This is a genomic window from Blastococcus sp. CT_GayMR19, from assembly GCF_004570385.1.
Classification (GTDB): Bacteria; Actinomycetota; Actinomycetes; order Mycobacteriales; family Geodermatophilaceae; genus Blastococcus_B.
Genome location: NZ_SPQL01000009.1, coordinates 23,001 through 43,147, shown reverse-complemented (window position 1 = coordinate 43,147; position 20,147 = coordinate 23,001). Strand labels below are relative to the sequence as shown.

Here is a 20,147-nt window from a genome sequence, read left to right as displayed (position 1 = left end):
ACGGTACGACGAGGGTCCGACAGAACGGCGCGGTGCGAGCTGCGGACGGCTGCCGCTGCGGCGTTCCCGCGGGACGGGATCGCCTCTTGTCCTCCGTTCCGGTGACCCCTAGCGTGCCTGGACGCAGGAGCGCGATCCGCGGCCGGGTCCAGCGCCACCCGGGGAGATCTCCTTGGGCGAGGTCGGACCCGTCCGCCCCTGCGTCCGACGCCCCCCGCGGCCCCGCCGCGGGGGGCGTCGTCGTCCCGTCATTCCCTCCGGACGGGAGTGCGGTCTCACACCGGTATCAGGTGTGCGGAAGCATGGACGCGGGCACCGGAGCACCGTCGCCGCACCCCGACCCCCGCCGAACGTGCGCGGGAGGCCACCGGCCCCTCCGTCCCCGGAGGGGCCCACCGCAGAAGGAACACCGCAGATGACCCAGGTATGGCCCGGCGCCGCCTACCCCCTCGGAGCCACCTACGACGGCACCGGCACGAATTTCGCGATCTTCAGCGAGGTGGCCGAGAAGGTCGAACTTTGCCTCTTCGACGACGCGGGGAACGAGGAGCGCATCCAACTCCCCGAGATGGACGGCTACGTCTGGCACGCCTTCCTGCCCGGCATCCATCCCGGCCAGAAGTACGGCTTCCGGGTGCACGGCCCCTACGACCCCGGCCAGGGCCACCGGTGCAACCCGAACAAGCTGCTGCTCGACCCCTACGCCAAGGCCATCGACGGGCAGATCGACTGGAACCCTTCGGTGTTCGGCTACGACTTCAAGACCAAGAAGCGCAACGACGCCGACTCGGCGGCGCACATGCCGAAGTCCGTCGTCGTCAACCCGTACTTCGACTGGGGCGTCGACCGCCCGCCGAAGACCCCGTACCACAAGACGGTGATCTACGAGGCCCACGTCAAGGGCCTGACGATGACCAATCCGCGGATCCCCGAGGAGCTGCGCGGTACCTACGCCGGCGTGGCCCACCCGGCGGTCATCGAGTACCTCACCGATCTCGGCATCACCGCCATCGAGCTCATGCCGGTGCACCAGTTCGTGCAGGACGACACCCTCCAGCAGAAGGGCCTGCGGAACTACTGGGGCTACAACACGATCGGCTTCTTCGCGCCGCACGACGAGTACGCCAGCGACACCACCGCCGGGCAGCACGTCCAGGAGTTCAAGGGCATGGTCCGGGCCCTGCACGAGGCGGGCATCGAGGTCATCCTCGACGTCGTCTACAACCACACCGCCGAGGGCAACCACCTCGGCCCCACGCTGTCGTTCAAGGGCATCGACAACCGGACGTACTACCGGCTGGTCGAGAACGACAAGCAGTTCTACATGGACTACACCGGCACGGGGAACACCCTCAACGTCCGGACGCCGCAGTCGCTCCAGCTGATCATGGACTCGCTGCGCTACTGGGTGACCGAGATGCACGTCGACGGCTTCCGTTTCGACCTGGCCTCCACCCTGGCCCGCGAGCTGCACGCCGTCGACCGGCTGGCCGCGTTCTTCGACCTTGTGCACCAGGACCCGGTCGTCAGCCAGGTCAAGCTCATCGCCGAGCCCTGGGACGTCGGCGAGGGCGGCTACCAGGTCGGCAACTTCCCGGCCCTGTGGACGGAGTGGAACGGCAAGTACCGCGACACCGTCCGGGACTTCTGGCGGGGCGAGGACGCCACCATCGGCGAGTTCGCCAGCCGGATCACCGGTTCGGCCGACCTCTACCAGCACTCCGGACGGCGCCCGGTCGCGAGCATCAACTTCGTCACCGCCCACGACGGCTTCACCCTGAACGACCTCGTCTCCTACAACGAGAAGCACAACGAGGCCAACGGCGAGGGCAACAACGACGGCGAGAGCCACAACCGCAGCTGGAACGGCGGGGTCGAGGGCGAGACCGACGACCCCGCGATCCTCCAGCTCCGCGCGCAGCAGCGGCGCAACTTCATCGCCACGCTGATGCTGAGCCAGGGCGTGCCGATGCTCCTGCACGGCGACGAGCTCGGCCGCAGCCAGGGCGGCAACAACAACGGCTACTGCCAGGACTCCGAGCTGACCTGGATCGACTGGGCGAAGGTCGACGAGGGCCTGCTCGAGTTCACCAAGAAGGTCACCAAGCTGCGCACCGACCACCCGACGTTCCGGCGCCGCCGGTTCTTCCACGGCCGGCCGATCCGCCGCGGCCACGGCGACCCGGTGCCCGACATCGACTGGCTGACGCCGGCCGGCGAGCAGATGACCGACCACGACTGGGACGCCGGTTACGCGAAGTCCCTGGCCGTCTACCTCAACGGGCACGGGATCCGGAGCACCGACGAGCGGGGCGAGGAGGTCGTCGACGACCACTTCTACCTGGCTTTCAACGCCTCGCACGAGCCGATCGACTTCGCCCTGCCCAGCGACGACTACGCCTCCACCTGGACGACGGTGCTCGACACCGCCGAGATGGACGAGGTCGAGCCGGTCGAGGTGAAGCCCGGCGCCACCGTGACGGTGCAGGGCCGGGCCGTCGTGGTGCTGCACGCTCCCGCGGTGGAGGCCGGCGCCGCATGACCGGACCGATCAACGTCCCCGGCGGCGAGCGCCGCCGGGGCGTCCCGGCCTCGACCTACCGCCTGCAGGTGCACGCCGGGTTCCGCCTGCAGGACGCCGCCGGCGTGGCCGGCTACCTGGCCGACCTGGGGGTGACGCACGCCTACTCCTCTCCCCTGCTGCGCTCGGCGGAGGGCAGCAACCACGGCTACGACACCGTCGACCACGCGCACATCGACGAGGCGCGCGGCGGGCAGGCCGGCTTCGACCGGTTCGTCGCGTCCCTGCACGAGCAGGGGCTGGGGCTCGTCCTCGACCTGGTGCCCAACCACATGGGCGTCGCCGACCCCGTGGCCTCGCCGTGGTGGTGGGACGTCCTGCAGCACGGGCGCGACTCCGCGCACGCGTCGGCGTTCGACATCGACTGGGAGTTCGGCGGCGGCAAGGTGCGCCTGCCCGTGCTGGGCTCGGCCGACGACGTCGAGAAGCTCGAGGTGGTCGACGGCGAGCTCCGGTACTACGACAACCGGTTCCCGCTCGCGCCGGGCACCGGAAGCGGAACCGCGCAGGAGGTGCACGCCCGGCAGCACTACGAGCTGGTCGACTGGCGCCGCGCCGACTCCGACCTGAACTACCGCCGGTTCTTCGCCATCAACACCCTGGCCGGGCTGCGCGTCGAGGACCCGGCGATCTTCGACGCGACGCACGAGCTCGTCCTGCGGCTGGTCCATGACGGTGCCGTCGACGGGCTGCGGATCGACCACCCCGACGGGCTGGCCGATCCGAAGGGCTACCTGGACCGCCTGGCCGAGGCGTCGGGCAACCGGTGGACCGTGGTGGAGAAGATCCTGGAGCCCGGCGAGGACCTGCCGGACTCGTGGGCGACCGCCGGCACCACCGGCTACGACGCCCTCGCCGAGGTGGACGACGTCCTCGTCGATCCCGCCGGCGAGGCGGCGCTCACCGCGCTGGACACCGAGCTCGCGGGCCGGGCGGTCGACTACGCGGAGCTGGTGCACGGCTGCAAGCGCGAGGTCACCGACGGCATCCTCGGCTCCGAGGTCGCCCGGCTGGTCCGGGTGATCGGCGAGCTGCCCGGCATCGATCCCGCGAAGCAGACCGAGGCCCTCGCCGAACTGCTGGCGAGCTTCCCCGTGTACCGCAGCTACCTGCCCGACGGCCGCGAGCACCTCGACGCGACCGTCGCCGCGGTGCGGGAGCGCCGCCCCGACCTGACGCCGGCGCTCGACGCGCTGCACCCCGTGCTGTCGCAGGCCGGCACCGAGGCGGCCACCCGGTTCGAGCAGACCAGTGGCCCGGTCATGGCCAAGGGTGTCGAGGACAGCGCCTACTACCGGTGGGCACGCTTCGTGGCGCTCAACGAGGTGGGCGGCGACCCCGCGGAGTTCGGCAGCACCGTGGCGGAGTTCCACGAGGCGCAGGTCCGCCGGGCCGAGCGCCGGCCCGAGTCGATGACGACGCTCTCCACGCACGACACCAAGCGCAGCGAGGACGTGCGGGCCCGCCTCGCCGTCCTCGCCGAGCTGCCGAGCGAGTGGGCGGCGCTGGTGCGCGGGCTCCTGGCCCGGCACCCGCTGGGCGACCGCCCGCTGGCCCATCTCGTGTGGCAGAACCTGGTCGGCGCGTGGCCGCTGTCCCGCGAGCGGGCGCACGCCTACGTGGAGAAGGCAGCGCGGGAGGCCGGGACGTCCACCACCTGGACGAACCAGAACGAGGCGTTCGAGGAGCAGCTGCACGCACTCGTGGACGCCGCGTTCGACGACCCGGCGACCGCCGCGGAGATCGACGCGTTCGTCGCGCGCATCGCGCCGCTGGGCTGGTCGAACTCGATGTCGCAGAAGCTGCTGCAGCTGACGATGCCCGGCGTCCCGGACGTCTACCAGGGCACGGAGCTCTGGGACTTCTCGCTGGTCGACCCCGACAACCGCCGGCCGGTCGACTACGCGCTGCGCCGGAAGCTGCTGGCCTCGCTGGACACCGGCGAGGTGCCGGCGGTCGACGAGTCCGGCGCGGCCAAGCTGCTCGTCGTCTCCCGGGTGCTGCGCGCGCGCCGGGACCACCCGGAGTGGTTCGCCGGGTACGAGCCCGTGGCGGTCACCGGCTCGGGCGCCGACCACGTGGTCGCCTTCGACCGCGGGGGCGTCGTCGCGGTGGCCACCCGGCTGCCGGCAAAGCTCGCCGGCGACGGCTGGGGGGACACCGCGCTGCAGCTGCCGAACGGCGCCTGGCGCGACCTGCTCACGGGCGCGCGGTTCGTCTCCGACGTCGCCGGCATCGCCGCCGACGTCCTGCTGACCCGCCTGCCCGTGGCCCTGCTCGTCCGCGACTGAACCGCTGCTCGGTCGACGCCCGCCTCACGAGGCGGGCGTTGACCGGCATCGGTCGTGACCTGAAGACTCGCGTGATGCCCTCGCCGGAGACCGCGCCAACGACCGGGTATGCGCCGGTCAACGGCCTGCAGATGTACTTCGAGATCCACGGTTCGGGCGGAACGCCACTGCTCCTGCTGCACGGGGGGCTGTTCGACATCGACCAGCAGTTCGGGAAGCTGATCCCCGGGCTGGCGGCCACCCGGCAGGTCATCGCCGCCGATTTCCAGGGTCACGGGCGGACCAACGACATCGACCGGCCGCTGCGGAGTGCGGACCTCGCCTCCGACGTCGTCGGCCTGCTCCGGCACCTCGACGTCGCACGGGCGGACGTCTTCGGATTCAGCGTGGGGGGCGGGACGGCGCTCCACCTGGCCATCACGCAGCCGCAGCTGGTCCGGAAGCTGATCGTGTCGTCCGCCTCGTTCCACCCGGACGGGGACCGCCCCGAGAACACCGACGCAGTTCCCGAGCTGACCGTGGAGCTGATCGCCGGCACGCCGATGGAGCAGGAGTACCGGGCGAAGTCTCCGCACCCCGACAGGCTGCAGGGCCTGCTCGACAAGCTGGGCACGTTCGACGAGGGATTCCCGGGCTGGTCCGACGCCGTCATCCAGGGGATCGCCGCCCCGACCCTGATCACGGTGGGCGACTGCGACGCGGTCACCCTCGACCATGCGGTCCGGCTCCTGCGGCTGCGGGGCGGCGACGTCAACGGCGACTTCGCCGGCGTACCGTCCTCGCAGCTGGCGGTGTTCCCGGGAACCACGCACTTCTTCGGGCTCGCCCGGACCGAGCTGGTCCTGGACGTCGTGACCTCCTTCCTGGATGCACCGACGTCCGACCGGAGCTGGGACAACCCGGTCCTGGACGCGGCGACCTAGCACCGGCCAGGGAGCCTCCGGCCCCCGCTCGTCGCGGTCAGAACCGGATCGCGTCGATCACCTTGGCGCGGACGGCGATGATCGCGGGGAGCAGCCCGGCCAGCGCGCCGACCGCGGTCGCGGCCAGCAGGCCCTCGATCGCGGCCGCCACCGGGAAGGCGGGGACGTCGAGCAGCGGCTGGCCGCCGTTGAGGATCTGGTCCAGGGGCAGCGCGCGCACCAGAGCCACCGAGCAGGCCACCGCGGCCAGGCCGGCCAGGAACGTGGCGACGACGCTCTCCAGCATGATCGCGGCGAACACCCGCCCCGAGGTGGCGCCGAAGCTGCGCCGGACGCCGATCTCGCGGATCCGCTGCCGCACGGTGACCAGCCCTACGTTGAGCACGCCGAGGGCGCCGAGGAACAGCACCAGCAGGCCGGCGCCGCGGACCACCCAGCGCAGGACGTTCTGGAACGACTCCTGGTCGCCGGCGTCCTGCCGGAACACCTGGACGTCCGCGTCGTCGAACACCGCGGACAGCTGGGCCTGGACCGAGGCGATCACCGCGTCGGCGTCCGCGTCGGGCACCCACAGCTCGAGCATCGGCGGTCCCATCGGGGACATCGGCGACACCTCCTGCTCGCCGGTGTCCCACGGCCCCGCGGAGGTGTCGATCCGATAGGCGACCGGCTGACCGCCGAGGTCCTCGTTGATGACGCCGACGATCGGAGCGACCACGGGTGTGGTGCCGCCGATGACCACCGTCGGCCGACCGGAGAGGTCGGGGACCCCGAGCATGGTCAGGAAGTCCTCGTTGACCACGAGCGACGGGGCGAGGTTCAGCCGGTCGGCGTCGCGAAACCACCGGCCCTGCACCGGCTGGATGCGGTGCAGCTCGGCGTAGGACGGGCTGACCCGCGTCGTCTGGATCTCCTGCGTCCCGCCCGGCATCCGGTAGAGGCCCGTGTCGTAGCTGATGACGGCGTACTGGCTGATGCCGAACCGCTCGACCAGGTCGGCGACGGCCTCGTCCCACTGGTCCGCCGGGAAGGGGGTTCCGGTGCGGGCGTCGTACGGCTGCACCGAGAGGGTGGCCGGGCGGCCGCCGTAGCGCTCGCTCTGCTCCTGGGACGCCTGCGCCGTGAGCTGACCGAGCGCGGTGACCGTGGTCATCGCCAGCACGGCGAAGAAGACGCCGATCAGCGAGAGGACCACCCGCGACTTGTGCACCCGCACCTCGCCCCAGGCCTCGGCGATCGCGCCCAGGAAGCCGGTCACGAGATCCCCCCGGCCGGGCGGCTGGCGGTCAGCGCGCTCAGCTCGGCGTTCCCGCCGGCGCCGTCCAGCGGGGACAGCCGGCCGGAGTCGAGCCGGTGCCGGCGCCCCGCGAGCGCGGCGACGTTCAGGTCGTGGGTGATCGTCACCAGCGCGGCCCCGGTCTCCGTGGTCACCTGCTCCAGCAGCGCCATCACGGCCGCACCGGTCTCGACGTCCAGGGCTCCGGTGGGCTCGTCCGCCAGCACCACCTGGGGACGACGGACCAGCGCGCGGGCGATGGCGACCCGCTGCTGCTCGCCACCGGAGAGCTTCTCCGGGGTGGACTCGGCCCGCGCCGAGAGCCCCACCCGGTCGAGCATCTCCAGCGCGCTGCGCCGCCGCTGGTAGTACGCCTTCCCCCGGGCGTACAGCAGCGGCGCGGCAACGTTCTCCACCGCGCTGCGCCGGGGCAGCAGGTTGAACTGCTGGAAGACGAACCCGAAGGCCTCACCACGCAGGCGGGAGCGGCGACGGGCCCGCAGCCGGTCGGTGGGCTCGCCGTCGAGCAGGTACTCGCCCCCGGTCGGGCTGTCCAGCAGACCCAGCAGGTTGAGCAGGGTGGACTTGCCCGAGCCCGACCGCCCCACGATCGAGACGTGCTCGCCGGCGTCGACGTCGAGGTCCACGCCGGTGAGGATGTGCAGCAGGTTCCCGTCGGGCAGGACGACCTCGCGGCTCACTCCGCGCAGGTGCAGGAGGCTCATCCGCCCGGCCCGTACATGACGAACCCGTCGCCCTCGACGACCTCGTCGTCGGCCACCGGCACGAACTGGAGGACCATCTCGCCCTCGGTGAGACCCTCACGGACCTCGATCTGCTCCCCGTCGGTCAGCCCAAGCGTGACCGGCCGTTCCTCCGGCTCGCCCCCCTCGGCGACGACCCACACGATGCCGTTGCCCACCGCGCCCTGCACCGCGGTCACCGGAACCACCAGCACGTCCGTCGCCTCGCCGGCCGCGATCGCCACCGAGGCCGTCATGCCGGCGAACACGGTGGTCCCCGGCGGGATCGAGCACCGCGCCGTCGTGCCCCCCGTGGCCGGCGCACCCCCGGGGCCCATGCCGGGGTCGACGGGGGCGTCGCCACCGGGGTCGGTGCCGGCGGGTTCCGCGCCCAGGGTGAGGCCGGTGCACGTGAACGGTGCGGGACCGCCCTGGACGACGATCTCGGCGGTGGCGGGCGGGGTGAGCAGCCGGAACTGCTGCGCCTGGGTCAGGGTGGCGGTGATCGACAGGGTGCCGGGCGAGATCGACCCGGCCGCGTCACCGACGGCCACGATCTGGTCGACGAGCACACCGAGCGAGGTGAGCTTGCCGGCCACGGGCGCCGGGACGGTGGTGGTCTTGACCACCGGCTGGCGTTCGGTGACGGTCGGATTGCCCTCGGCGTCGGTGCCCGTGAGCGGAGGCCGGGGCGTCTCCGAACGGATCTCGATCAGCGGCTGCCCCTGGGCGACCGTGGCGCCCTGGGCGACCAGCAGCCGCCGGACGGTGCCCGCGGCCGTGGCCTTGACCGGCACGGCCGGGTCGGCGGCGACCACGCCGTCCACGGTCACGGTGTTCAGGACCGTTCCGCGGGTGACCGGCACGGCGGGGTCGGTGAGGGTGACGGTCGGCACGGTGGGACCGTCCAGCGGACCGTCGCTGCCCCCGCCGCCGCCGAAGGCCAGCACCGCCAGCGACACGGCGATCACCGCCCACACCAGCAGCCGCAGGACAGGGAACACGATCGTGCGGGCCGTGCTCATGGGCGTGCTCCGACTGTTAGGGCACTCGGCAGTGCCGGTTCGGCGGCACGGTAGCGGTCCTTCTCGCGGAGCGGTGCCACGGCACCCGCGGCGCGCCGTACAGGCCTGTGGTCAGCGGGTCGCGGCACGTGTCCGAGGGTGTGCCACGCCGCAGTCCGCGCTCTCGATCGAACGGTTCGGCCGCTGCGCTCCGGGCATGATCGGGCGGTCACCCCCGCACCGATTCTGGAGGCCCCTGCATGTCCGCTCCCGCCGAGTTCGCCGTCTGGGCGCCCCTGCCCGAGAAGGTGCAGCTCCAGGTCGACGGCGTCGTCCACGACATGCGCCGCGACGACGAGGGCGGCTGGTGGCGTGCCGAGGTCGAGGCGGGCGCCGAGGCCGACTACGGCTTCCTCCTCGACGACAACGGGACGCCCCGCCCCGACCCGCGTTCCCGGCGCCAGCCCGAGGGGGTCCACGGCCTCTCCCGGCGGTTCGACCCGGACTCCTACGAGTGGGGCGACCGCGCCTGGACCGGCCGGCCGCTCGCGGGCGGCGTCGTCTACGAGCTGCACATCGGGACGTTCACGCCGGAGGGGACGCTCGACGCCGCGATCGGCAGGCTCGGCCACCTGGTCCGCCTCGGGGTGGACTTCGTCGAGCTGCTGCCGGTGAACGCGTTCAACGGCACCCACAACTGGGGCTACGACGGTGTCCTCTGGTACGCCGTGCAGGAGGAGTACGGCGGCCCGGCGGCGTACCAGCGCTTCGTCGACGCGTGCCACCAGCAGGGCCTCGGCGTGATCCAGGACGTCGTCTACAACCACCTGGGGCCGTCGGGGAACTACCTGCCCGAGTTCTTCCCGGTCTTCGCCGAGGGCGGTGCCAACACCTGGGGCAACTCGATCAACCTGAGCGGCCCCGACTCCGACGAGGTGCGCCGCTACATCATCGACAACGCGCTGATGTGGCTCCGGGACATGCACGTCGACGGGCTCCGGCTGGACGCCGTCCACGCGCTGGTCGACGAGCGGGCCACCCACGTCCTCGAGGAGATGGCCCAGGAGGTCGACAAGCTCTCGGTCGCCGTCGGCCGGCCCCTGACGCTGATCGCGGAGAGCGACCTCAACGACCCCCGCATGGTCACCCCCCGGGTCGCCGGCGGGATGGGCCTGACCGCCCAGTGGAGCGACGACTTCCACCACGCGCTGCACGCGACGCTGACCGGCGAGGGGCAGGGGTACTACGCCGACTTCGCCGCGGCCGGGCTCGGTGGCGTGGCCAAGGTGCTGACCGACGCGTTCTTCCACGACGGCATGTGGTCGAGCTTCCGCCGCCGGCACCACGGCCGGCCGGTGGACACCGCGAGCCTGCCCGGCTGGAAGTTCCTCGGCTATCTGCAGGACCACGACCAGATCGGCAACCGCGCTGTGGGCGACCGGATCTCCGCGACCGTCTCCCCCGGTCTGCTCGCCGTCGGCGCCACCCTCGTCCTGACCAGCCCGTTCACGCCGATGCTCTTCATGGGCGAGGAGTGGGGCGCCGCGACGCCGTGGCAGTTCTTCACCAGCCATCCCGAGCCCGAACTGGGGAAGGCCACGGCCGAGGGGCGGATCGGTGAATTCGCCGAGCACGGCTGGGACGCCGACGTCGTCCCCGATCCGCAGGACCCGGAGACGTTCACCCGCTCGAAGCTGGACTGGTCCGAGCTGGAACGCGAGCCGCACGAGCGGCTGCTCGCCGTCCACCGGGCGCTCCTGGCGCTGCGCCGCGCGCACCCCGACCTGGTCGACGCCGACCTGTCGGGCATGGAGGTCAGCTGGGACGACGCCGACCGCTGGATGGTCGTCCACCGCGGCTCGCTGCGGGTCGTCGTCAACCTGGCCGAGCAGCCACGGGAGATCGACCTCGACGTCCCGGCGACCGACGTCCTGTTCGCCACCGGCGAGCCCCCGGCCCTGGACGGCGAGACCGTGACCCTGCCCGCCGAGAGCGCGGCCGTCCTCGCCACGCGCTGACATGCGCCGGCTGCTCCCCGACCCCGGGCCCCTCGACGACGCCGGCCTGGCGGCGGCCTACCGGCTGCCGCCGGGCCGGTCGCTGCGGGTGAACTTCGTCGCCTCGCTGGACGGCGCGATCACCGTCGCCGGCCGCAGCGCGGGGCTGGGGACGCCGGGCGACAAACGGATCTTCGACCTGCTGCGGGCGCTGGCCGACGTCGTGCTGGTCGGCCACGGGACCGCCGCCGCCGAGGGCTACGGGCCGATGACGCCCGAGTCGGCGGTGGGCCGGCTCCGGACGTCGCTCGGGCGACCCGCGACGGCACCGATCGCGGTCGTCTCCCGCCGGGCCTCGCTCGACCCGGGCAGCCGGATGGCCGCCGGGGACGACTTCCCCACGATCCTGATCACCTGCGAGGCGGCCGACCCGTCGCGCCGGGCCGCGCTGGCCGACGCCGGCGTGACGGTGATGGTGTGCGGGGACGACGACGTCGACCTGCCCGCCGCCGTGGACGCCCTCGCCGACCGCGGCCACGAGCAGGTGCTCTGCGAGGGCGGACCGCACCTGCTGCGCGCCGCGCTCACCGCCGGGGTCGTCGACGAGCTGGACCTCTCGATCGCACCGGCACTCGTCGGCGGCGAGGCGCGACTCCTCCAGGCCGCGCTGCCGGACGTCGTCCGCCTGGAGCTCCGTCAGGTGCTCGAGGAGGACGGCGTCCTGTTCACCCGCTACGGGCTGCGCTCCGGCTGAGCCGGCAGCGCCTCCGCCCGCTCGGCGGCCTGCGCGAGCGCATCGGCCACGGCGACCCGGTCGGCTGCCGACAGCTCGATGCCGGCCAGTTCCTCTTCGCGGCCTGCTCCACGTCGCCGTGCGAGTCGGCGAGGACGACGGCGTCCGCCAGGCTGCGGGCCAGCCGCCCCTCGGATCCGAGCGCCGCGAAGTCGGCGATCCCGTCGATGTCCGCGCAGGGCAGCATCGGGATCAACCGTTCGCCGGTCACGCCGCCGATGCAAGCACGCACCCGGTCCCGGCGGACCGCCCGGCTGCTTGACTGACCGGCATGGATCTCCCCGTGCAGCCGCCGGTCAAGCCGATGCTGGCCAAGGCCGCGACGAAGCTCCCCGTCGGCGACGGCCTGTTCTACGAGCCCAAGTGGGACGGGTTCCGCTGCGTCGTCTTCCGGGACGGCGACGAGGTCGAGCTCGGCAGCCGCAACGAGCGGCCGCTGACCCGCTACTTCCCCGAGGTCGTGGCCGCCGTGAAGGCCAACCTCCCCGAGCGCTGCGTGGTCGACGGCGAGATCGTCGTCCCGCGCGGCGACCGGCTGCACTTCGAGGACCTCCTCCAGCGCATCCACCCGGCGCAGTCGCGGGTCGACCTGCTGGCCGGGCAGACCCCTGCCTCGTTCGTCGCCTTCGACCTGCTGGCGCTCGGGGACGAGTCGCTGCTCGAGGTGTCGTTCGGCGAGCGCCAGGCGCGGCTGCGCGCGGCGCTGGCGGACGTGCAGGCCCCCGTCTACGTCAGCGCGATCACCCAGGACGCCGGGACGGCGCAGCGCTGGTTCGAGACCTTCGAGGGCGCCGGCCTGGACGGCGTCGTCGCCAAGGCCGCGGACCTCCCCTACGGGCCGGACCAGCGGCTGATGACCAAGGTCAAGCACGTGCGCACCGCGGACTGCGTGGTCGCGGGATTCCGCTGGCACAAGAGCGGGCCGATCGTCGGCTCGCTCCTGCTGGGCCTCTACAACGACGCCGGCGACCTGCAGCACATCGGTGTCGCCGCGTCGTTCCCGATGACCCGGCGGGCCGAGCTGGTCGAGGAGCTGGCGCCCTACCGGGCCGAGGCCCTCGACGGTCACCCGTGGCAGGACTGGGCCAACGCCCAGGTTCAGGAGAACGGGGAGAACCGGATGCCCGGCGCGGTCAGCCGGTGGAACGCGAAGAAGGACCTGTCGTGGGTGCCGCTGCGTCCCGAACTCGTCGTGGAGATCAAGTACGACCAGCTCGAAGGGCGTCGTCTTCGTCACACGGGGCAGTTCCTCCGCTGGCGGCCCGACCGCGAGCCGGCGAGCTGCACGTACGACCAGTTGGACGTCCCGGTGCGCTACGACCTGGCCGAGGTCCTGGCGGGATGAACGTCCCCCGTTCGGGAACGGGCCCCTGCACCCGCGCCGACCCGCTCCTAGTCTCGTGATCATGCGTCTGCACCACGGGCTCCCCGCCCTGCTCACCGTCCTCCTCCTGGCAGTGGTCCCCGGGCTGGCCGGTTGCACCTCGTTCGCGGAGACCGCGGCCGACGAGCCCTCGGCGCCGGAGAGCTCCGCGCCCGCCGAGCCCGAGGTGCCCGAGATCGAGTGGAGCGACTGCAACGAGCCGATCCAGAAGCTGATCGCCGCCCAGCCGGGCAGCGACCGGAACCTGACCTTCTCCTGCGGCAACACCGCGCTGCCGATCAGCTACGACCAGCCGGGCGGCGACAAGCTGCCGATCTTCCTCATCCGGGTGGTCATGGCCGGGCAGACCGACCGCATCGGCTCGCTGATGGTCAACCCCGGCGGGCCGGGTGCCTCCGGCGCCGACGCTGCGATCAGCCTCGCCCTGAGCCTGCCGGTCGAGGTGCTGCAGCGGTTCGACCTGGTCGGGTTCGACCCGCGGGGAGTGACGGGCTCCACGCCCGTGGAGTGCATCCCCGACGAGCTGAAGGAGCAGGTCCTCGCCGCCGAGCCGCGGCCGACCACCGACGAGCAGCTCGACGACGTCTTCGCCCTGAGCCAGGAGGTGGCCGACGCCTGCGCCGAGGAGTACAACGCCGCCTCCCTCGGCACCTTCAACACGGTGGACACCGCGCGGGACATGGACCAGCTCCGCCAGGCAGTGGGTGACGAGCAGCTCAGCTTCCTGGGCTACTCCTACGGCACGACCCTCGGCTCCACGTATGCCGAGCTCTTCCCCGACAAGGTGCGGGCCATGGTCCTGGACGGCGTCGTGGATCCCGATGCCGACGAGGTGGCCCACGCCGAAGGGCGGGCGGCCGCCCTCGAGGCGGGATTCGACGCGTTCGCCGCGGGCTGCACCGGCCTGATCGCCGGCTGTCCGCTCGGTGCCCAGCCGCGCCAGTTCGTGGAGGCGCTGCTGGGCCAGGCGGAGCAGACCCCGATCCCGAGCTCGGAGGCCGCGGCGGTGCCGAGCGCGGCGGCGGGCACGGAGACGCCCTCGGCGTCCCCCACGGCGTCTGCCACGGAGACGCCCGAGCCCGCCGAGCCTCGTCGGGCCACCCCGGGCGTGGTCATGGCCGCGATCCAGGCCGGCCTGTACGACACCCAGTCGTGGCCGCAACTGGTCCAGGCGCTGGCCGCCGCGCAGCAGGGCGACTCCGCGGCCCTGTTCTCGCTCGCCGACACCTTCTCGGGGCGCCTCGAGGACGGCAGCTACTCCAACTTCCTCGACGCGAACCTGGCGGTGAACTGCGCCGACAGCGAGGAGACGTTCGAGGAGGCCGAGGTCCGGGAGCTGGCCGGCGAGTGGTCCGCCAAGTACCCGCTGTTCGGCGCGGGATCGGCGGTCAGCCTCTACCGCTGCTCGGTGTGGGAGGCCGAGCGCACGCCCGTGCCGGAGCGGGACGCCGCGGACAGCGCCCCGATCCTGGTCGTCGGCACCTCCGGCGACCCGGTCACGCCGCTGCCGGGCGCCGTCGAGCTGGCCGAGAACCTCGAGTCCGGCGTCCTGCTCACCTGGCAGGGCCAGGGGCACACGGCCTATCCGAAGACCGAGTGCGTGACGACCGCCGTCAACGCGTACCTCATCGACCTGGTCGCCCCGCTCGACGGTCTCACGTGCCCCGCGTGAGAACCGGCGTCCCCCTGCCGTAACGGAGCCGACATGGCAAGCAGCAAGGACGCCGTCGTCCTGGACATCGACGGCCTCGAGGTGCGCGTCTCCAACCCGGAGAAGCCGTACTTCGGCGACCGCGGCATCCGGAAGATCGACGTCGTCGAGTACTTCGTGGCCGTGGGTCCCGGGATCCTGTTCGCCCTGAAGGACCGGCCGACGACCCTGGAGCGCTGGCCCGGCGGGGTGTTCGAGGGCGCCCGGATCTCCACGCGGGTGGACAACACCGGCGACGCGTTCTACCAGAAGCGGGTGCCCAAGAACGCCCCGCCGTGGGTGCCGACGGCGCACATCACCTTCCCCAGCGGGCGGACGGCGGACGAGATCGCCCCCGACTCGGTGGCGGTCGTGGCGTGGTGCGCCAACCTGGGCACCCTGACGTTCCATCCCTGGCCGGTGGACAAGACGGACGTCGAGTCGCCCAACCAGATCCGCATCGACCTCGACCCCCAGCCCGGCACCGACTTCTCCGACGCCGTGTGGGTGGCTCCGCACGTGCGTGAGCTGCTGGCTGAGTTCGGCATGCAGGGCTGGCCGAAGACGTCCGGCGGGCGCGGCGTGCACATCTACGTGCCGATCCTCCCGCGCTGGACCTTCACCGAGGTCCGGCACGCGGTCATCGCCTTCGGCCGGGAGCTGGAACGGCGGATCCCGGACCGCGTGACCATGTCGTGGTGGAAGGAGGAGCGGGGCGAGAAGATCTTCATCGACTACAACCAGATGGCCCGGGACCGCACGATCGCCTCGGCCTACTCCATCCGGCCCAAGCCGCACGCCCCGGTCTCCGCGCCGCTCGACTGGGACGAGCTGCCCGACGTCACCCCGTTCGACTTCGACGTCCTGACGATGCCGGCGCGGTTCAAGGAGGTCGGGGACAAGCACGCCGGGCTGGCCGACCACGCCTTCGGCATCGAGCCGCTGCTGGAGCTCTTCGAGCGGCAGACGAGGGACGACGGGCTGGGCGACCTGCCCTATCCCCCGGAGTACCCGAAGATGCCGGGCGAGCCGATGCGCGTCCAGCCCAGCCGGGCGAGGAAGCCCGACACCGAGGACGCCTGACGCTCCTCCCGGCTCCGGTGGTCAGCTGCCCAGGCCGTGCGCCCGGAACGCGACCGGGCCGGACTGCCCGATGAGCCGGGCCAGCGCCGTGGCCGTGGCGAACGCCGCGAAGGTGTCCATGGGGACGCCGCCGTAGCCCTCGGCCAGCTTGTCCGCCACGACGGCGTCGAGGTCGGCGTCGTGCAGGTCGTCCACTTCGCGCAGGAGGACCGGGGTGGGACGGCGCCGCTCGACGAAGTCCACGCCCCGCGGGGCGACCGAGTGGGGACGGCGCCGCTCGACGAAGGGGCGGGGCGGGGCGATGGTCTCCATGACGTCTCCTGGCTCGGTGGGGCCGCCGGGTCCTCCCGGCAAGGGAGACTCTCCGGGCCCGGCCGCACGTCCCCGTGGGGAAAGCCGCAGGAAATCCGCAAGACGCCGGCGAAGGGGCGGGGCCGCCCGGAACGGGGCGGACGAGGGCTCCGACGCGCCGATTTCGGCGATGTTCGCCGTCCGCTTCCCCAGCACTGGACACGTACCACTAGTGTTGTGCCTGTCGGGAAGGCCCTGCGCTATGGCAGGACCCCGACGCACGACCTCAGCTAGGAGCGAGCAATGCCCGAAGGAACAGTGAAGTGGTTCAACGCCGAGAAGGGTTTTGGCTTCGCCACACCCGATGGTGGCGGCCCGGACGTCTTCGTCCACTACTCGGCCATCCAGTCCAGCGGGTACCGCTCGCTCGATGAAGGCCAGCGCATCGCGTTCGACATCGAGCAGGGCCAGAAGGGCCCGCAGGCGGCGAACGTCACCCCCCTCTGATCTCCTGATCAGCACAGCGCCCCCGTCCGGTTCTCCGGGCGGGGGCGCTGTCGTTCGTCGGGCAGGCCTGCGTATGTCTCAGCGGCGCCGGGGCACGTAGCCGCCGACCAGCGAGGACATCAGCAGCGCCCCGTCGTCCGGCCCGATCGCGGCGGCCGCGTCCGCCATCGCCCGCCACCGCTGCCGCTCGACCTCGGTCGGTGCGTGCTCGGCCCGCACCGTCAGCTGCTGGAGCAGCCGGTCCCACTCCCCCTGCGGCGTCGGCCAGAGGCCGGCCAGCCGACGGGCCTCCGCCGAGATGCCGGTGCAGCGGACGATCTCCCCGGCGTGGTTGGTCAGCACCTCCACGTACCCCGCGCCCGCCAGAGCCTTCGCCGCGGCGACGACGTCGGCCTTCGGCAGCCCGCTCGCCGGCACGACCGCCCCCAGCAGGTACGGCGAGCCACCGTGCTCCCCCTCGTCCACCAGCCGCGCGATGGCGCGGAGCACCGGCAGGTCGCGGGTGAACCAGACGTCGGGCAGGGCTCGATCCGGGGAGGTCACCGGCCCAGTCTCCCCCGGGCATGACAGCGCCCCGCCTCCCGGTGCGGGAGGCGGGGCGCGGAGCGGTGCGGTGTCAGATCAGTCGCGGGCCCCGGTGAGCTCCGGGCGGCGGGCCAGGATCACGCCGAGCAGCACGTAGCCGATCAGCAGGTGCGCCGCGCCGACGTACTGCGCGAACGCGGGAACCAGGAACGACGCCGGGACGGCGACCGGCGCCCAGCTCTCGGCGACCATCGGCCAGAAGCGCGCCGCGCCCTTCCAGCGACCGGCGATCGCGATGCGGACCCCGATCGCGGCCATGCCCAGCATCGACAGCGGCCAGAAGACGTCCAGCGCCATGAACCATCCGGTCTCCTGGTAGTCGCGGAGGAACATCCACGTGAACGTCGAGGTGATCGCCAGGCCGAGCAGGACGTGCTCGGCGTGCAGGAAGCCGCGGGCGAGCTTGCCGGTGCCCGTGGCACCCGTGCGCAGCTGCAGCCAGACGAGCGCGACCAGGCCGAGCTGGAACATCAGCGCGGTCACCTCGTACACGTAGTGCTGCACGGTGCCGGCCGTCGGGGTGTTGGTGAACGCCGCCATGCCGGCGGCCCAGGCCACCGATCCGGTGGTGACGGCGATCCCGACCCGGCGGGTGAGCCCCGTGCTCACCGGGGCGGCGGGGGTGGTGCGAGGCGCCGCGACGTCGGTGCGGGCCGTGGCGGGGGTGGTGCTGAGAGACATCGGATTCTCCGTATCGGGTGTCGCGGTGCCCTGCGCACCGCCTGACCAGAACCTTCCGGGGACGGCGTCCCGGGCACCCAGGGCCCGCCGCCCTCGATCCGGTCCCGAGAAATGTCCCGGGTGACACGGGACAGCTGCCTCGTTCCCTCCGGGACGCCGGCAGGCGAAGATCCCCGGGTGCAGGCGCAGCTCCCGGTGACCGGACCGGCCGTCCCCGAGCCGGAGGCGGCCGTGGAACCCGGCCGTGCGCGGCCCGCGCGAGGTGCCCGGGCGGTCGCCTGGGGATCGCTGACCGTCAGCCTCCTGGCCACCGTCGCGACGGCGGTGCTGGACGCGGTCACCTCGGACGCCGCCCGCGCCGCGGCCGACGCCACCGTCGGCTGGATCATCGGCCTGCCGGGGTTCGCTCTCGCCGTCCCGGGTGCGGTGCTGCTGCACCGCGCCCCGCGCAACGCGGTCTCCTGGGTGCTGGCCGCGACCGGGATGCTGTGGGCCCTCGACGGCCTGGCCCAGTCGTGGATGGTCTTCGCGGTGCAGTCGGATCCGCCGCTGCCGGCCGCCAGCTTCTCGTTCTGGTTCGTCCAGCGGTTCGGTGCCTCGCTGCTGCTGGGGCTGCCGCTCCTGCTCCTGCTCTATCCCGACGGCCGGCTGCCCGGCGGCCGCTGGCGGCCGCTCGCGGTCGTCAGCCTGGTCTCGACGGCGCTGCTGCCCGCGCTGCTGAGCGTCGTCCCCTCCGAGATCGCGATCGCGCGGTCGGGCGAGCCGCTGCCGGAGGTGTTCGCACCGCTCGACCTCGACCCGATCAGCCTCCCGCTGCCCGCGGGGGTAGCCCTGCCCCTGCTGCGGATCGCGTTCCCGATCGCCCTGCTGGGCGTCCTGGTCCCGGTGGCCAGTGTCGTGGCGCGGCTCCGGCGGGCCGACGGCGACGACCGCCGCCGCATGCGCTGGCTGCTCTGGGCCGGCGTCGTCGATGTCCTGGTCATGGTGGCGGCCCTGCTCGTGCCGGGGGATGCGAGCTCGACGGGCCTGTCGGTGGCCGTGGCCCTGACCGGCGCCGCGGTCACGATCGGCATCCTCCGCCCGCGGGCCGTCGACATCGACCGGCTGCTGGGCGGGACCGTCGTCTACGGCGTGCTCGGTGTGGGTGTGGTCCTGCTGGATCTGGCCGTCCTCGCTGCGGCCGGCGCGCTGCTCGGCGACCGGTTCGGCGAGCGGGACGCCACGCTGCTCACACTCCTGCTCGTCGCCGCGGTCTACGTGCCGCTGCGGGCCCCGCTGTGGCGGCTGGTCCGCCGCTGGGTGCTGGGCGAGCGGGAGGACCCGTACCGCGTGGTGTCGGGGCTGGCCGAACGGCTGGAGCGCTCGGACGGCGCGGACGAGCAGCTCATGGCGATCGCCGCCGCGGTCGCCGAGGCGTTCCGGTCCCCCTACGTCGGGGTGGAGGTCGACTCCGCCGGGGGCGGGCACCTGGTGGCCGAGCACGGGAGCCGCCCGGCGGCAGTACGTGCCCTGCCGATCGCGTACCGCGGCGAGGAGGTCGGCCGGCTGCTCCTCCCCCGCGACGGCGTCCGCGCCCACCTGGTCACGCGGGACGAGCGCCTGCTGGCCGACGTCGTGCGGCAGGCCGCCGCAGCCGCGCGCGCGAGTTCCCTGGCCGCCCAGCTGCAGGCGAGCCGCGAGCTGCTGGTCGCGGCGCGCGAGGAGGAGCGCCGCCGGCTGCGCCGCGACCTGCACGACGGGCTGGGCCCGAGCCTCGGCGCCGTCGTCCTGCGCATCGACACGGCCCGCAACCTGGTCGGCAGGGATCCCGCCGAGGCCGACCGGTTGCTGCGCTCCGCGCGCAACGACGTGGCCGCCGCGCTGGCCGACGTCCGCCGCCTGGTGCACGACCTCCGACCACCGGCCCTGGACGACCTGGGTCTGGTCGGCGCCGTCCGGCAGCAGGCCGAGCGGCTGCTCGCGCCCCGGGTGGCCACCGAGGTCGTCGCGGGTCCCGGCACGGACGATCTCCCGGCCGCGGTCGAGGTCGCCGCCTACCGGATCGCGTCGGAGGCCCTGGCCAACGTCGCCAAGCACGCGTCGGCAGCGACCTGCCGCGTGGAACTGGCCCGGGACGCGGATGCCGCCCTCGTGGTCACCGTCGCCGACGACGGCACCGGCATCCCGCCGGGCGCACCGGCGGGCGTCGGGCTGGTCTCGCTCCGGGAGCGGGCCGCCGAGCTCGGGGGCCGCTGCACGGTGGAATGCCCGCCGTCCGGCGGCACGGTGGTACGGGCGATCCTGCCCGCCGACGGAGGAGGAACGTGAGCGGACAGGGC

The 20,147-nt window shown here is 73.0% G+C and carries 16 protein-coding genes; 10 read left to right on the top strand and 6 right to left on the bottom strand.

The features are described 5' to 3' along the window. Positions 1 to 415: 415 nt before the first annotated feature. The 3 genes from glgX to E4P39_RS13605 all read left to right on the top strand — a co-directional run bounded on the left by glgX (position 416) and on the right by E4P39_RS13605 (position 5,795). The gene (gene glgX / locus E4P39_RS13615; RefSeq protein WP_135137129.1) at positions 416 to 2,542 is read left to right on the top strand and encodes a glycogen debranching protein GlgX; all 2,127 of its coding nucleotides are present in this window, start codon (positions 416 to 418) and stop codon (positions 2,540 to 2,542) included. Next, complete coding sequence (gene treY / locus E4P39_RS13610) at positions 2,539 to 4,872, top strand: malto-oligosyltrehalose synthase (protein ID WP_135137128.1); 2,334 nt, start codon at positions 2,539 to 2,541, stop codon at positions 4,870 to 4,872. The genes glgX and treY overlap by 4 nt, the downstream gene beginning before the upstream one ends. A gap of 74 nt (positions 4,873 to 4,946) precedes the next feature. Further along, positions 4,947 to 5,795, top strand: coding sequence for an alpha/beta hydrolase (locus tag E4P39_RS13605; protein WP_135137127.1), 849 nt, complete (start codon positions 4,947 to 4,949; stop codon positions 5,793 to 5,795). A 37-nt stretch (positions 5,796 to 5,832) separates the two neighbouring features. Here the strand turns inward: E4P39_RS13605 and E4P39_RS13600 are convergent, their stop codons facing one another. The 3 genes from E4P39_RS13600 to E4P39_RS13590 are packed head-to-tail and all read right to left on the bottom strand — an operon-like array spanning position 5,833 to position 8,839. Continuing rightward, positions 5,833 to 7,053 (bottom strand): ABC transporter permease, encoded by a 1,221-nt coding sequence (locus E4P39_RS13600; RefSeq protein ID WP_135137126.1) that lies wholly within the window; start codon positions 7,051 to 7,053, stop codon positions 5,833 to 5,835. Beyond that, positions 7,050 to 7,796 (bottom strand): ABC transporter ATP-binding protein, encoded by a 747-nt coding sequence (locus E4P39_RS13595; protein WP_135137125.1) that lies wholly within the window; start codon positions 7,794 to 7,796, stop codon positions 7,050 to 7,052. Before E4P39_RS13595 ends, E4P39_RS13600 begins: the two co-directional genes overlap by 4 nt. Next, positions 7,793 to 8,839, bottom strand: coding sequence for an efflux RND transporter periplasmic adaptor subunit (locus E4P39_RS13590; RefSeq protein WP_135137124.1), 1,047 nt, complete (start codon positions 8,837 to 8,839; stop codon positions 7,793 to 7,795). Before E4P39_RS13590 ends, E4P39_RS13595 begins: the two co-directional genes overlap by 4 nt. A 239-nt stretch (positions 8,840 to 9,078) precedes the next feature. Here E4P39_RS13590 and treZ point away from each other — a divergent pair, with 239 nt between their 5' ends. From treZ to E4P39_RS13565, 5 genes are all read left to right on the top strand, one after another. Beyond that, positions 9,079 to 10,836, top strand: coding sequence for a malto-oligosyltrehalose trehalohydrolase (treZ, locus tag E4P39_RS13585; RefSeq protein ID WP_135137123.1), 1,758 nt, complete (start codon positions 9,079 to 9,081; stop codon positions 10,834 to 10,836). Between the two features lies 1 nt (position 10,837). Then, positions 10,838 to 11,569, top strand: coding sequence for a pyrimidine reductase family protein (locus E4P39_RS13580; RefSeq protein ID WP_135137122.1), 732 nt, complete (start codon positions 10,838 to 10,840; stop codon positions 11,567 to 11,569). 310 nt (positions 11,570 to 11,879) lie between these two features. Beyond that, on the top strand, positions 11,880 to 12,953 hold the full coding sequence (locus tag E4P39_RS13575) for an ATP-dependent DNA ligase (protein WP_135137121.1): 1,074 nt from the start codon (positions 11,880 to 11,882) through the stop codon (positions 12,951 to 12,953). Positions 12,954 to 13,014: 61 nt separating this feature from the next. Further along, the gene (locus E4P39_RS13570) at positions 13,015 to 14,664 is read left to right on the top strand and encodes an alpha/beta hydrolase (RefSeq protein ID WP_135137120.1); all 1,650 of its coding nucleotides are present in this window, start codon (positions 13,015 to 13,017) and stop codon (positions 14,662 to 14,664) included. A 33-nt stretch (positions 14,665 to 14,697) separates the two neighbouring features. Beyond that, positions 14,698 to 15,765, top strand: a complete 1,068-nt coding sequence (locus tag E4P39_RS13565) for a DNA polymerase domain-containing protein (protein ID WP_135137119.1) — start codon at positions 14,698 to 14,700, stop codon at positions 15,763 to 15,765. A gap of 21 nt (positions 15,766 to 15,786) precedes the next feature. Here the strand turns inward: E4P39_RS13565 and E4P39_RS13560 are convergent, their stop codons facing one another. Then, complete coding sequence (locus E4P39_RS13560) at positions 15,787 to 16,077, bottom strand: hypothetical protein (protein ID WP_135137118.1); 291 nt, start codon at positions 16,075 to 16,077, stop codon at positions 15,787 to 15,789. Positions 16,078 to 16,359: 282 nt separating this feature from the next. Between E4P39_RS13560 and E4P39_RS13555 the strand changes: the two genes are divergently transcribed. Next, the gene (locus E4P39_RS13555; protein WP_014377016.1) at positions 16,360 to 16,563 is read left to right on the top strand and encodes a cold-shock protein; all 204 of its coding nucleotides are present in this window, start codon (positions 16,360 to 16,362) and stop codon (positions 16,561 to 16,563) included. Between the two features lie 78 nt (positions 16,564 to 16,641). Here the strand turns inward: E4P39_RS13555 and E4P39_RS13550 are convergent, their stop codons facing one another. Continuing rightward, positions 16,642 to 17,106, bottom strand: coding sequence for a hypothetical protein (locus tag E4P39_RS13550; protein ID WP_135137117.1), 465 nt, complete (start codon positions 17,104 to 17,106; stop codon positions 16,642 to 16,644). 78 nt (positions 17,107 to 17,184) lie between these two features. Then, complete coding sequence (locus E4P39_RS13545) at positions 17,185 to 17,829, bottom strand: hypothetical protein (protein ID WP_135137116.1); 645 nt, start codon at positions 17,827 to 17,829, stop codon at positions 17,185 to 17,187. A gap of 177 nt (positions 17,830 to 18,006) precedes the next feature. On the opposite strand from E4P39_RS13545, the gene E4P39_RS13540 reads away from it, so the two are divergent. Next, positions 18,007 to 20,136: a sensor histidine kinase gene (locus tag E4P39_RS13540; RefSeq protein WP_135137115.1), complete on the top strand. Its 2,130-nt coding sequence runs from the start codon at positions 18,007 to 18,009 to the stop codon at positions 20,134 to 20,136. Positions 20,137 to 20,147: the final 11 nt, after the last annotated feature.

What these genes read in the sequence shown, in the direction of transcription:
- glgX (WP_135137129.1), top strand. Translation starts at nt 416, where the DNA reads ATGACCCAGGTATGGCCCGGCGCCGCCTACCCCCTCGGAGCCACCTAC.
- treY (WP_135137128.1), top strand. Translation starts at nt 2,539, where the DNA reads ATGACCGGACCGATCAACGTCCCCGGCGGCGAGCGCCGCCGGGGCGTC.
- E4P39_RS13605 (WP_135137127.1), top strand. Translation starts at nt 4,947, where the DNA reads ATGCCCTCGCCGGAGACCGCGCCAACGACCGGGTATGCGCCGGTCAAC.
- E4P39_RS13595 (WP_135137125.1), bottom strand. Translation starts at nt 7,796, where the DNA reads ATGAGCCTCCTGCACCTGCGCGGAGTGAGCCGCGAGGTCGTCCTGCCC.
- E4P39_RS13590 (WP_135137124.1), bottom strand. Translation starts at nt 8,839, where the DNA reads ATGAGCACGGCCCGCACGATCGTGTTCCCTGTCCTGCGGCTGCTGGTG.
- treZ (WP_135137123.1), top strand. Translation starts at nt 9,079, where the DNA reads ATGTCCGCTCCCGCCGAGTTCGCCGTCTGGGCGCCCCTGCCCGAGAAG.
- E4P39_RS13580 (WP_135137122.1), top strand. Translation starts at nt 10,838, where the DNA reads ATGCGCCGGCTGCTCCCCGACCCCGGGCCCCTCGACGACGCCGGCCTG.
- E4P39_RS13575 (WP_135137121.1), top strand. Translation starts at nt 11,880, where the DNA reads ATGGATCTCCCCGTGCAGCCGCCGGTCAAGCCGATGCTGGCCAAGGCC.
- E4P39_RS13570 (WP_135137120.1), top strand. Translation starts at nt 13,015, where the DNA reads ATGCGTCTGCACCACGGGCTCCCCGCCCTGCTCACCGTCCTCCTCCTG.
- E4P39_RS13565 (WP_135137119.1), top strand. Translation starts at nt 14,698, where the DNA reads ATGGCAAGCAGCAAGGACGCCGTCGTCCTGGACATCGACGGCCTCGAG.
- E4P39_RS13560 (WP_135137118.1), bottom strand. Translation starts at nt 16,077, where the DNA reads ATGGAGACCATCGCCCCGCCCCGCCCCTTCGTCGAGCGGCGCCGTCCC.
- E4P39_RS13555 (WP_014377016.1), top strand. Translation starts at nt 16,360, where the DNA reads ATGCCCGAAGGAACAGTGAAGTGGTTCAACGCCGAGAAGGGTTTTGGC.
- E4P39_RS13545 (WP_135137116.1), bottom strand. Translation starts at nt 17,829, where the DNA reads ATGTCTCTCAGCACCACCCCCGCCACGGCCCGCACCGACGTCGCGGCG.